The sequence below is a fragment of the Clostridium sp. UBA4395 genome, from assembly GCF_002390995.1.
Classification (GTDB): domain Bacteria; phylum Bacillota; class Clostridia; order Clostridiales; family Clostridiaceae; genus Clostridium_J; species Clostridium_J sulfidigenes.
Genome location: NZ_DGRF01000083.1, coordinates 10,755 through 23,697 on the forward strand (window position 1 = coordinate 10,755; position 12,943 = coordinate 23,697).

Genomic DNA, 12,943 nt, shown 5'->3' on the forward strand with positions numbered 1-12,943 from the left:
CCGTCCTCCTCCACCAAATAAGACACTAAGTTTACTTAGTGTCTTATTTTATTTCTAATAAAATATAAAATAAGAATTGAATAAATCTGTTTATTAAGTTTAGAATATATTTAATGGAATATATAATGTTGTTATAATGGTAAATATTAATTATTTATATTAATAGATAAGTATGTTGACAGTTAAATTTCCCTATGCTATTATCTATGTATAAATTAATAATATAACTCTTATCAAGAGTGGTGGAGGGACAAAGGCCCAATGAAACCCAGCAACCGGCTATTAAAAGCAATGGTGCCAATTCCTGCAGTATTTTCTGCAAGATAAGAAAGTTTAGTTTGAAATATACTAACCTCTTCTTGTCTTATAAGAAGAGGTTTTAATTTTAAGGGTCGGTAATATTTAAATATTTAAGGAGGAAAATTCAATGAGAAGATTATTTACGTCAGAATCAGTAACTGAAGGACATCCAGATAAAATGTGTGATCAGATATCTGATTCAATACTAGATGCCATATTGGAAAAAGATCCCAATGCTAGGGTAGCTTGTGAAACTGCAACTACTACAGGAATGGTTCTTGTAATGGGAGAAATAAGTACAAACTGCTATGTAGACTTCCAAAAGGTTGTTAGAAATACAGTTGAAGAGATTGGATACAATAGAGCAAAATATGGATTTGATTGCAATACATGTTCAGTATTAACATCTATAGATGAGCAATCAGGTGATATTGCTATGGGAGTTGATGAAGCTTTAGAAAGTAAAGCAGGTCAAATGAACAATGATGAGGCTACAGGTGCTGGAGACCAAGGTATGATGTTCGGATTTGCTACAAATGAAACAGAAGAATATATGCCTCTTCCAATTTCTATGGCTCATAAATTATCAAGAAGACTAGCAGAAGTAAGAAAGAATGGAACTTTATCTTACTTAAGACCAGATGGAAAAACTCAAGTAACTGTAGAGTATGAAGACAATAAGCCAGTTAGAATAGATACTATAGTAATTTCAACTCAGCATTGTCCAGATGTTACAAGAGAACAAATCGAGAAGGATTTAAAAGAGCGTGTTATAGCTCCGATAGTACCTACTGATTTATTAGATGCAAGCACAAAATACTATATAAATCCTACAGGTAGATTTGTTATTGGAGGACCTCAAGGAGACTCAGGTCTTACAGGTAGAAAAATAATAGTAGATACCTATGGTGGATCTGGTAGACATGGTGGTGGAGCTTTCTCAGGAAAAGACCCAACAAAGGTAGATAGATCTGCTGCTTATGCATCAAGATGGGTAGCTAAAAACCTAGTAGCTGCTGGTGTTGCTGATAAGCTAGAAATACAACTTGCATATGCTATTGGTGTTGCTAGACCAGTATCTATACAAATTGATACTTTTGGAACTGGAAAACTTTCAGAAGATAAGATAGTAGATATAGTTAATAAAGTTTTTGACTTAAGACCATCATCTATTATAAAAGAATTAGATTTAAGAAGACCTATATATAAACAAACTGCTGCTTATGGTCACTTTGGAAGAAATGACTTAAACCTACCATGGGAGCAATTAAATAAGGTTGAAGAAATAAAGAAATATATATAAGTAATTAAAGATATATATTTACCAATAAGAATCCACATTAACAATATGATTTGTTAGTGTGGATTTTTTAAGTAGAGAACCCAAATCTACGATTTGGTGTGAATCACTTACTCAGCGAAGGTACTGAGTCGAGTTTCATTAAAAAGACTATAATTAAATTTGCATAGATTATGAAATTTAACAAGGATAATTATTTTTACTTTAAACTGAGTCATATTACTAAATCTTATTATATTGTTAATATATATGAGATATAATTTGGTATAATAATAGTTATAGATAGATAATAATAGGTATTAGGAGAGATTTTATGATAACCATTGAAGGGGTAGTTGAAACAGTTGTATTTAGAAATGATGATAATGGGTATACAATATGTAAACTAAGGTGTGATAAGGAAGTTATCACCATTGTTGGAATAATACCATTTATAAATGAATCCCAAGAATATAGTGTTCAAGGGGAGTGGACTGTTCATCCTAAGTTTGGTAAGCAGTTTAAAATAGAAAGCATACATGAAATAATACCTACAACTACTAGTGGAATCGAAAAATATTTAGCTAGTGGAGTCATTGAAGGTATAGGAAAGGTTACAGCAAAAAAAATAGTAGAATTTTTTGGAGAAGATACAATAAAAATATTAGATAGTAATATAGAAAAGCTTGAAGAGATTCCTGGCATAGGTAAAAAGAGAATAAATACCATTATGAAATCTTATTTAGAGCAGAGGGTTACTAAGGATATTATTATTTTTTTTCAAAGTTACGGCATAACTGTTAATATGGCCATGAAGATTTACAAGAAGTTTGGAGTTAACTGCATAAATATAGTTAAGGATAATCCATATATATTAACAGAATACATAAGTGGAATTGGGTTTAGAACAGCGGATTCCATAGCTAAGAGCTTGGGCATAGAGAAGGATTCTCTATTTAGAATAAAAAGTGGAGTCATATATATAATTAATGAATTTTGTGCTATAGGAAATACCTTTATACCTATGGATAGATTAAGGGATAAGGGAATGAAACTTCTGGAGATAGACAGTGAGAAATTTGATGAAGGAGTTTATGAGCTTATAATTGATGGAAAGATTAAGGTAGAGGTAGTAGATAATATAGATGCGGTATATAATATGTCCTATCTTTATCTAGAGATGTCTGTAACACGTAAAATAGTAGAACTAGCCACTACTAATTATGATAAATTAAGTTTAAATGTAAATGAGAAAATTAATGACTTTGAAAGTAAAGCAAATATTAAATTAGCCAATTCTCAAAAAGAAGCTATAGAGGGTGCTTTTTTTAATGGGATAGAGGTTATAACAGGGGGACCTGGAACAGGAAAGACAACAATTATAAATTGCATTGTAAGTATTTTTGAGAGTTTAGGACTTAAGGTATTTATGGCTGCACCTACAGGAAGGGCAGCGAAAAGGATGGCTGAAGCTACAGGTAGAGAAGCAAAAACTATCCATAGACTTTTGGAAATAGGAAGTTATAGTGAAGAAGAGGTAGATGAAATAGAAAATGAAACATCTGCCATAGAGTGTGATGTTTTAATAGTGGATGAAGCCTCTATGGTAGATATAAGTCTTATGAATGCTCTTTTAAAAGCAATGCAGATAGGAACTAGACTAATAATAGTAGGAGATGTAGATCAGCTACCATCAGTTGGACCAGGAAATGTTCTTAGGGATATCATAGAAAGTGATGCAGTAAAGGTAGTAAGACTTAATGAGATATTTAGACAAGGGCAAGAAAGTATGATAGTACAAAATGCCCACTTAATAAATGAAGGAAAGATGCCTATTTTAAATACTAAAAATAGTGATTTCTATCTTGAAAGAGCTGCAGATAGTGAAGTGATGTTAGAAAAAATCATTGGATTAGTAAAAACGAGACTTCCTAAGTTTAATGTGGAATGGGATAGTGTTAGAGATATACAGGTATTATCACCTATGCGTAAGGGAATTATGGGAATAGATAATTTAAATATACAACTTCAGCAAGTGTTAAATCCTAAAAGTAAAGATAAGGATGAAGTTGAGATTAAAGATATGATTTTTAGAGTAGGAGATAAGGTTATGCAAATTAAAAATAACTATACTCTAAAGTGGAGCAAAAATAATTCCAGTGAAGAAGGTAAGGGTGTATTTAATGGGGATGTAGGGTATATAACAGAAGTTGATGAGGATGAGGATAAGATTACTGTATGCTTTGAAGATGATAAAATCGTAGAATATGAGGAAAGTGACTTAGATGAAATAACTTTAGCCTATGCAGTTACTATCCATAAGAGCCAAGGAAGTGAATTTCCAGTAGTTATTATGCCTATGTTTATGGGACCACCGCTACTGATGAATAGAAATTTACTTTACACTGGAATAACCAGGGCTAAGAAGTTAGTTGTATTGGTAGGTAATTCTAAAGTGGTTGAATTTATGAAAGATAATAATAGAAGTTTTGAGAGATATTCAGGACTTAAATGGAGAATAAGAGAGATAATTCATATGTAGGTAGGAGAGATTTTATGTCATTTATAAAAACCAATAGAGAGATAGTGGAGGCATTAAAGAAATCTATAGAAGATACCATATTAGATAGCGCTAAAAAGAAGTTGCATAAAATAAATATAATTTCTGCATTAAATAATAAAAAACAAATCTTTAATAAGGTTTTTAAATGGTGTTTTAAAGAAAATAAAAAGATATTATATATAATAAATACAGATATAGAAGAGGTAAAGATATTAGGATTCATTAATAAAAATTTTATAAATTCTATTGAAGGTGAGAATGATATAGCATATATAGGTAAAGTTAATATATGTACCCACAGTAGAGCTTTATACTTAAAGGAGAAATTTGACTTTATTATATATGATGAAATAAATTCTAGACCTATATATAGTAATGAGTCTATAAATAAGCTAATGGAGTGTTTATGTAATAACTACGGAACTATGATTAGTTATTCCATGGAACCAGTATTTCATAATGAGTTAATATTATATAATTTAAGAAAAGATAAACAAGTTCCTATTGCTGAACCTAGGGTTATGGTAACTAGAGTAAATATAGAAGAAGAAATACCTATGAGTGTATATGAATACCTAGAGTGGTCAATAAATACTAATAAGAAGGTTTTAATATATACTCCAGATGATGAGAAAACTCATAAGGTTTATAATTATCTTTATAATATAGAACATAAGCTTACAAAAAATATATTTAAAGATATAACAGGAGATAGTGACAAGAAGGAACTGTCTAAATTTTTACTATCAGAGTATGGTATATTGGTTACTAATAATTATAATGAGAACTATTATGGAGTGCATCCTTTGAATATTATGATTTTTTTTGCAGATAATGATAACTTTAATTATAAGGATTTGGTTTATATATCTAGTAAGATAAATAGAAGATCTATGGCAGAGCGAGAAGAGGTTATTTTTCTTTGTAATAGTGAAACTGAGGATATGGATAGATGTAAAAATATTTTAAGGGAGTTAAATAAAAGAGCTTGGGAAGAGGGAGTTTTGAAACTATAAAACAGATAGTAGATAATATATTGTCCACTATATATGGAATAGATGATAAATGCATAATATGTGATGAATATGAAGATAAGGATTATATTTGTGAAAAATGTAAAAAGAGCATTAATATAATTAATATAGAGTCCTCAATAACTTACCAAGATGAGGAATTTATAAGCTATTCTTTAGGATTCTACGGCTATGAATTAAAGAAATTGATTTTAAAACTTAAATACAATAAGAGTTTTTTAGCAGGAAAAATATTAGCAGGTTATATGAGTGATTTTATATTAGAAAATTTAAAGGATAAGGTAGATATATTAACCTTTATTCCAAGTAGTAAATCTGCTTTAAAAAGTAGAGGGTTTAATCAATGTGAAGTACTTTGTAAATATATAAGTAAAAATTGTAAAATTCCTTACAAGGAATTGCTTTATAAAGCAAGTGATAGCGCAGATCAAATTGGATTAGACAATATAAAAAGATGGGAAAATATAAAGGATTCTTTTATAGTTAAAAATAAAAAAGAAATAGAAGGAAAGAGAGTACTCATTATCGATGATGTAATCACATCTGGAGCTACAACTTTTTATGCGGCAAAAGCTATTAAGGAAATAAAGGCCAATGAAGTTTTTATATTGACAGCGGCGAAAAGTAGAGTATAATATAAGAGTCGGGTTTGTGGTTGAAAGTCGATGCCAGTCGCAGGCGAAACGATCCACGTAAGTTAAATAAAATGTTTAATGAGCATGGTGCGGCTTAGAAGTAAGTCCTGCCGTATTATAATGCGAGAGGGTTAGTAGTGAGAGGGTAATTCTGGGTAGCAAAAGCTCCAGTAGGCGAGTGTGGGGTCAAAGACCAGGTCAAACGACATAAAGTGCCCTATTTTCTAGGGTTTGCAGGTTTACGGACCTGCACTTTTTTTATTTTTGCGACTCTATATTATGTTTTATTTAAATTTATTTTTATGAGATTGTCTGGAAGGATTTCGAAATTTTTATTTTTCAGTGTATTTTTAAAATAACTGTTCTCTTGAGAAGTTGTATATGATTCAATAAAATTTTTAGCAGCGTCACCTGATATTACTATATATTTATCTTCTTGATATATAGAATAATTACCATGAAGTGTGGGTGCATTCAAATCTTTTTTAAAGAAAAAATATACTCTTTTATAAAGTTTAGAACTTATTTCATCAGGAGCGCCACCAAGAAAGCTATCATAAAAATGATTAACTATTATTGTATTATTATTTTGTAATCTATTTATTTCATATTTGCCTATATAATTATGAAGAACAGCTATTGAATAAATAGTTACTAGTATAACCGTAAATATTGATATATCTTTATCTCTTTTTATTTTTACGTATATGATTGCTATGCATATATAGACTGCTAGATATGCATATATATAAGTTATTCATTAGTGTAAGTCCATTACTTTTCATAACTATAGTTATAAGTGGAATAACAAACAAAAGAGTAAGAGATGTGTTTTTTATTGTTTCATTAATCTTTTTCATAGTAATCTCCATTACATATATAAATACATAAAGTATTTTGTGATACTAATGAGCAATCTTTTAGATTACTTTTATTTATTTAAAATTGAAAATTTATTTATGGTTATTATAAGATGTGATTTTAGATTTTATTAATAAATTATGTAACACTTAGTTATTTGATATGTTATATCCAGCACATGTAATTTTATTATAACATAAAATATGAAAAAAATCATATACTATGTAAAGACGATATAAGTCGTAGAGTGAAGGAAAAGTAAGCTAGAAAAGGCTAGAAAGAAAACTTTTCAGAATATTAAGTAAAGTCTTCTTGCAAGTATTTATAGTAAAGCTTAAAATATAATTACAAAATACAAATATTAAAGGGAACCACAATAATCCTTTTTAATATGAGGGGAGCTGGAATTATGAAAGTTAGAGTTATAGGAAGAAATATCGAGGTTACTGAAGGGCTTAGAGCTGCAGTAGAAAAGAAGTTATCAAAATTGGATAAATTCTTTGTAAATAATGAGAATGCTACAGCTACACTAAGTGTGGAGAAGAATATACACAAAATTGAAGTAATAATTCCGTTTAACAGTGCATTATTAAGAGCAGAAGTAAGAAATGGAGATATGTATAATGCAATAGATACTGTAATTGACAAGCTTGAAGGTCAAATAAGAAAACAAAAAACTAAGCTTGAAAGAAGAAATTATGACAATTCTTTAAGATTTAACAATATAGAACGCTATGCTGACTATGATGAAGAAAAAGAGCCAAGGATAGTAAAGACTAAAAGATTTGCTATAAAACCTATGAGTCAAGAAGAAGCAGTGTTACAAATGGAACTTTTAGGACATGATTTCTACGTATTTATGAATGGCGATACAGAGGAAGTAAATGTTGTTTATAAAAGAAAAGATGGAAATTATGGTTTAATTGAACAAGATTTCTAAAATTAGTTTTAAAGAAAAGTTTAAAATATACTTATTATATTAATAAAAACTCTATGGCATTAGCTATAGAGTTTTTTATGGCAATAGAAATTATTAATACTATATTAAAATAGAACATAAATTTACTTATTTTGGATGAAAATTGTGGGTATAAAGTTGAAGTGACAAAGAATAACTGATATAATCTAAATTAGTATTTATGTGATGATTATAGCTAACAAACCTTAGATAGAAAGAGTGAGGATGATTTTAGATGAAAATATTTAACAAGATATTTGGTACCTACAGTGAAAGAGAAATTAAAAGAATTATGCCAATAGTTAAAAAGGTTAATTCTCTTGAGGAGATTATAGAAAAATTAAGTGATGAAGAATTGAAACAAAAAACAGAAGAATTTAAAGGTAGATTAAAAAAGGGTGAGACATTAGATGATATTCTTCCAGAAGCTTTTGCGGTAGTTAGAGAAGCATCTAAAAGAGTTCTTGGTCTTAGACATTATGATGTTCAGATTATAGGTGGAGTTGTCTTACACCAAGGTAGAGTTTCAGAGATGAGAACAGGAGAAGGTAAAACTTTAGTTGCCACTCTACCATCTTATTTAAATGCTTTAGCTGGTAAGGGTGTGCACATAATCACAGTTAATGACTATCTTGCTAAGAGAGATAGAGATGAAATGGGAAGAGTTCATGAATTTCTAGGTCTTACAGTAGGAGTTATAGTTCATGGTCAAACTCAGATAGAAAAACAACAAATGTATAATTGTGATATCACTTATGGTACTAATAATGAATTTGGATTCGACTACCTAAGGGATAACATGGTAGTTTATAAAGAAGAAAAAGTTCAAAGAGAATTAAACTATGTTATTGTGGATGAGGTTGACTCAATACTTATAGATGAGGCTAGAACTCCACTTATAATATCAGGTCAAGGAGATAAGTCTACTGATTTTTATAGAATTGCAGACTTCTTCGTTAAGGGATTATTAGAAGAAGATTATTTAATAGATGAAAAGAGAAATTCCGTTATTCTTACTGATGAAGGTATAGCAAAGGCAGAAAAATACTTTCATTTAGAAAATTATGCAGATCCTGAAAATATGGATATTCAACACCATTTAGTTCAAGCGTTAAAGGCAAATCACATAATGAAGAATGAAAAGGACTATATAGTAAAAGATGGAGAAGTAGTTATTGTTGATGACTTTACAGGAAGACTTATGGAAGGTAGAAGATATAGTGATGGATTACATCAAGCTATTGAAGCAAAAGAGGGAGTTAAGGTTGAAAAAGAGTCTAAAACTCTTGCAACTATAACGTTCCAAAACTACTTTAGAATGTATACTAAGCTTGCAGGTATGACTGGTACTGCTGAGACTGAAGAAGCTGAATTTAGAGATATTTATGGTCTTGATGTAATAGTAATACCAACTCATATGCCGATAGCAAGAGTAGACCATCCAGATGTTGTTTATAAGACTATTAAAGGAAAATATAAGTGTTTAGTAGATGAGATAGCAGAAACTCATAAAAAAGGTCAGCCAGTTTTAGTTGGTACAGTAAGTATAGATAAGTCTGAAGTAATTTCTGCTATGCTTAAGAAAAAAGGAATACCACACCAAGTATTAAATGCTAAGTACCATGAAAGAGAAGCAGAAATTGTAGCATTAGCTGGACAAAAGGGTGCTGTAACTATTGCTACTAACATGGCTGGTAGAGGTACTGATATTAAGCTTGGAGAAGGAGTAGTAGAACTTGGAGGCTTAAAGATATTAGGTACAGAAAGACATGAATCAAGACGTATAGATAACCAATTAAGAGGACGTTCTGGTCGTCAGGGTGACCCAGGTGAATCTAGATTCTATATTTGTCTTGAAGATGATTTAATGAGAATATTTGGTTCTGAGAGACTTGGAGGTATGATTGATAAATTAGGGCTTCAAGAAGAAGATGCCATTGAGAGTAAAATGGTTAGTGGTGCTATAGAAAGTGCACAAAGAAAAGTTGAAGGAAATAACTTTGACGTTAGAAAGAATGTTGTTAAATATGACGACGTAATGAATAAACAAAGAGAAATTATTTACAAACAAAGACAAGAAGTTCTTATGGGGGCTAATATAAAAGATCAAATACAAACAATGATAAAGGATGTTATAGAAAGTTCAGTTAATACTCATATTAGTGGTGTAGATGATACTTTTGAAGATGAATTAAATAAATTAATAAAATATATGGAAGATGTATATCTACCTAAAGATACTGTTACAGTAGATGAAATTGCTAAGTTATCTAATAATGAAATTGTAGAATTATTACTAGATAAAGCAATGGAACTATATGCTGAAAAAGAAGTTGAATTTAGCGAAGAGCAAATGAGAGAAATTGAAAGAGTTATCCTGCTTAAGATAGTTGATTCTAAGTGGATGGATCATATTGATAGTATGGATCACTTAAAACAAGGTATAGGACTTAGAGCATATAAGCAACAAGATCCAGCTCAAGCATATCAAATGGAAGGTAGCGAAATGTTTGCGGAAATGATAGAAAACATTAAACATGAAACAGTTAAGTATCTATTCCATGTTAAAGTTGAGAAGGCTCCAGAAAGAGAAAGAGTAGCTGAAATAACTTCAACTAACGAGGATAAATCTTTAAAAAAAGAGCCAGTAAAAAAACAAGCTAAACCAAATAGGAATGACCCATGTCCATGTGGATCAGGATATAAATATAAGAACTGTTGTGGAAGAGGAGAATAAAAGTGATATTACAATTAGAAGAATGCTTAAATGAAGTAAATGTCATCAGTAGAAAATTACGAGAATTGAAGGTGTCTCTTTGACATAGCAGCAGAAGAAAAGAAATTATCTGAACTTGAGTTTAAAATGCAAGAAGTGGATTTTTGGAGTGATATAAATAAGGCACAAGAAATTACTCAGAATGCTAAATCGATAAAGGATAAATTAGATAATTTTAGTGATTTGGAGATTAGAACAGAGGATGTTCAAATTTTGATAGAGATGAGTTTGGAGGAGGAGGATTCCTCCTCTTACAAGGATATAAAAAGTGAATTAAAGTCCATAGGAGAAGCGATAGAAAATCTTAATATAGAAACTCTTTTAAGTGGAGAATATGATAGAAACAATGCTATATTGGAGCTTCATACAGGTGCTGGAGGTAACGATGCCCAGGACTGGACTAATATGCTATACAGAATGTATACTAGATGGTGTGAAGCCCATGGTTTTAAGGTTACAGTTTTAAACTGTGTAGCAGATGATGAAGCTGGAATTAAGGCAGTTACTATTAAGGTTACTGGAGATTTTGCCTATGGATATTTAAAATCAGAAAAGGGTGTTCATAGGTTAGTTAGGATATCACCCTATAACTCTAGTGGAAAAAGGCAAACATCCTTTGCTGGATGTGAAATTTTACCAGAGCTTACTGAAAATCAAGATATAGAAATTAGGTCAGAGGATTTAAAAATAGATACCTATAGATCTAGTGGGTCAGGTGGACAGCATGTAAATACTACAGATTCTGCAGTAAGAATAACCCATATACCTACTAATATCATAGTGCAATGTCAAAATGAAAGAAGTCAACATACTAATAAGGAGTATGCTTTAAAGATGCTGAAAGCTAAGCTTATAGACATTAAAATTCGTGAGCATAAGGATAAAATTGAAGATATAACAGGGGAGATAAAAGATAATGCATGGGGAAGTCAGATAAGATCCTATGTATTCCACCCTTATAATTTAGTTAAGGATCATAGAACTGGAGCTGAAACTTCTAATGTAGGTTCAGTAATGGATGGAAATATAGATATATTTATAAATGAATATCTAAAACAAATAAAAGAGTAGTTTTAAAATTAACTACTCTTTTTTGTGTTGTAATAGATAGCACTTAGAATTAGAGAAGCACCTAAGGATAGAAATAGAATTAATTCTAAATGATTATATAGTATATTACTAGAATAACTATCTTTAAATATTTGAGTTTTCATAACACTAAAGCATCTATCAATTGCTTCTTCACTAATATATTCTATTTTATCATTTGGGGTATGAATTCTAGATAAATCATAGTCACAAAGGGTTACAGCCTCAATCCCTGCATCGACAAAGGAACCATGGTCACTAGAATTCTCAAAGATGTAATTAAAATATATTTTTTTATCTTGGAATGCCTTAGTTAATTCTTCTACTATAGGAGTTTTAGCCGTATTAGTTTTACCAGCCATAATACAAAGAGGGGTACCGTCATAGCTTCCAATCATATCAAAGTTATAAACTCTACTTCCAGATATTAAGTCCCTATATTCTTCTACAAAGGCTTTAGAGCCTTTAAGTCCAAATTCTTCAGCATTAAAGGAAACAAAGATTATATCTCTATCAGGAATGCCTAAGGTTTTAATGTACTTAGCAAGCTCTAAGAGAAATGATACTCCAGAAGCATTATCCAAAGCTCCATTATAAACAGTTCCACCTAGATCAGTACCTATATGATCGAAGTGGGCACCTAGGATTAAAGGTGGAAGAGATGAATCTTTACCTTTAATTACACCTACTATATTATTGATACTTGCTTCTTCTATAGAATAAGGGATATAGGTGTAGATTGAAAAACCTTCATTTAAATAACTTTCTATTTCGGCAAGAGTTTCCTTTGTCACTGTAATAAACAGCCCTTTGTTACTCTCTTCGTAAAAAGAACTTCTAAACCCAAGAGTATTATTAGAAGAAGTATAAAATATTGCTGTTCCCATGTCATTAGAAACTGCTATTGCATCATTGTTTCTAGAAGAGACATCTAAGTTATCAAATTCTATCTCTGTATTCCTAAAGTTAAGCAAATCTTCTTTGTAATTAACACCGTATTCTAAAATCTTATGTATTTTCTTATCTTTATCAATAACTGCAATCATAGGTTCATCTGACAAACTCTTAGGGTAATTTACTTGAAAGCTTTGGTAATAGCCATTACTTAGGGGTTCTAATCCTATGTGTTCAAACTCATCCTTTATATAGGCGCCAACTAAAGCATTTTCTAAGGTTCCACTTAATCGACCTTTAAACTCATCAGAAGATAGATAATGGATAGTTTCTTTTACTTCCTTAGCATCGAAGTTTTTAGTTAGCATTAGGCTATTATAACTGATGGAAGAAAGGATTAGGGAAAAGGTTAAAAGAGAAGAAACTATAAATTTTTTCATGGCATCACCTTAAACATTACTATATTAGTATATGTATGAAAAAGTTATTTTGATTATGATAAATTTGCTAATAATGTGATAAAATTAAAGAATACTATGCTTAAAACAATCAGG

Annotated in this window: 9 protein-coding genes and 1 riboswitch; of the genes, 7 read left to right on the forward strand and 2 right to left on the reverse strand. The window is 30.4% G+C overall.

Annotated features, from left to right (window positions below; genetic code table 11):
* Positions 1-227 precede the first annotated feature (227 nt).
* Positions 228-330: riboswitch (SAM riboswitch) on the forward strand.
* Between the two features lie 97 nt (positions 331-427).
* The 4 genes from metK (at position 428) to B2694_RS15945 (ending at position 5,811) form a co-directional block, all read left to right on the forward strand.
* Complete coding sequence (gene metK, locus B2694_RS15930; protein ID WP_346886578.1) at positions 428-1,603, forward strand: methionine adenosyltransferase; 1,176 nt, start codon at positions 428-430, stop codon at positions 1,601-1,603.
* 310 nt (positions 1,604-1,913) lie between these two features.
* Positions 1,914-4,121, forward strand: a complete 2,208-nt coding sequence (locus B2694_RS15935; RefSeq protein WP_346886579.1) for an ATP-dependent RecD-like DNA helicase — start codon at positions 1,914-1,916, stop codon at positions 4,119-4,121.
* Positions 4,122-4,135: 14 nt separating this feature from the next.
* Positions 4,136-5,158, forward strand: a complete 1,023-nt coding sequence (locus B2694_RS15940; RefSeq protein WP_346886580.1) for a hypothetical protein — start codon at positions 4,136-4,138, stop codon at positions 5,156-5,158.
* A complete protein-coding gene (locus B2694_RS15945; RefSeq protein ID WP_346886581.1) occupies positions 5,131-5,811 on the forward strand; it encodes a ComF family protein in 681 nt (226 codons plus the stop codon). The genes B2694_RS15940 and B2694_RS15945 overlap by 28 nt, the downstream gene beginning before the upstream one ends.
* 683 nt (positions 5,812-6,494) lie before the next feature.
* Here B2694_RS15945 and B2694_RS15950 read toward each other — a convergent pair.
* Positions 6,495-6,671, reverse strand: a complete 177-nt coding sequence (locus B2694_RS15950) for a hypothetical protein (protein ID WP_346886582.1) — start codon at positions 6,669-6,671, stop codon at positions 6,495-6,497.
* 410 nt (positions 6,672-7,081) lie between these two features.
* Here B2694_RS15950 and hpf point away from each other — a divergent pair, with 410 nt between their 5' ends.
* The 3 genes from hpf to prfB all read left to right on the forward strand — a co-directional run bounded on the left by hpf (position 7,082) and on the right by prfB (position 11,477).
* A complete protein-coding gene (gene hpf, locus B2694_RS15955; RefSeq protein ID WP_150844074.1) occupies positions 7,082-7,612 on the forward strand; it encodes a ribosome hibernation-promoting factor, HPF/YfiA family in 531 nt (176 codons plus the stop codon).
* Between the two features lie 253 nt (positions 7,613-7,865).
* Positions 7,866-10,367, forward strand: coding sequence for a preprotein translocase subunit SecA (gene secA / locus B2694_RS15960; RefSeq protein ID WP_346886583.1), 2,502 nt, complete (start codon positions 7,866-7,868; stop codon positions 10,365-10,367).
* 2 nt (positions 10,368-10,369) lie between these two features.
* A protein-coding gene (gene prfB, locus B2694_RS15965; protein WP_346886584.1) for a peptide chain release factor 2 occupies positions 10,370-11,477 on the forward strand; the annotation gives its coding sequence in 2 pieces (ribosomal slippage) (positions 10,370-10,447 and positions 10,449-11,477; 1,107 coding nt in all).
* Between the two features lie 8 nt (positions 11,478-11,485).
* Here prfB and B2694_RS15970 read toward each other — a convergent pair.
* On the reverse strand, positions 11,486-12,829 hold the full coding sequence (locus B2694_RS15970) for a M28 family metallopeptidase (RefSeq protein WP_346847019.1): 1,344 nt from the start codon (positions 12,827-12,829) through the stop codon (positions 11,486-11,488).
* Between the last annotated feature and the right edge of the window lie 114 nt (positions 12,830-12,943).

What these genes read in the sequence shown, in the direction of transcription:
- secA (WP_346886583.1), top strand. Translation starts at nt 7,866, where the DNA reads ATGAAAATATTTAACAAGATATTTGGTACCTACAGTGAAAGAGAAATT.
- hpf (WP_150844074.1), top strand. Translation starts at nt 7,082, where the DNA reads ATGAAAGTTAGAGTTATAGGAAGAAATATCGAGGTTACTGAAGGGCTT.
- B2694_RS15970 (WP_346847019.1), bottom strand. Translation starts at nt 12,829, where the DNA reads ATGAAAAAATTTATAGTTTCTTCTCTTTTAACCTTTTCCCTAATCCTT.
- B2694_RS15935 (WP_346886579.1), top strand. Translation starts at nt 1,914, where the DNA reads ATGATAACCATTGAAGGGGTAGTTGAAACAGTTGTATTTAGAAATGAT.
- B2694_RS15950 (WP_346886582.1), bottom strand. Translation starts at nt 6,671, where the DNA reads ATGAAAAAGATTAATGAAACAATAAAAAACACATCTCTTACTCTTTTG.
- metK (WP_346886578.1), top strand. Translation starts at nt 428, where the DNA reads ATGAGAAGATTATTTACGTCAGAATCAGTAACTGAAGGACATCCAGAT.
- B2694_RS15940 (WP_346886580.1), top strand. Translation starts at nt 4,136, where the DNA reads ATGTCATTTATAAAAACCAATAGAGAGATAGTGGAGGCATTAAAGAAA.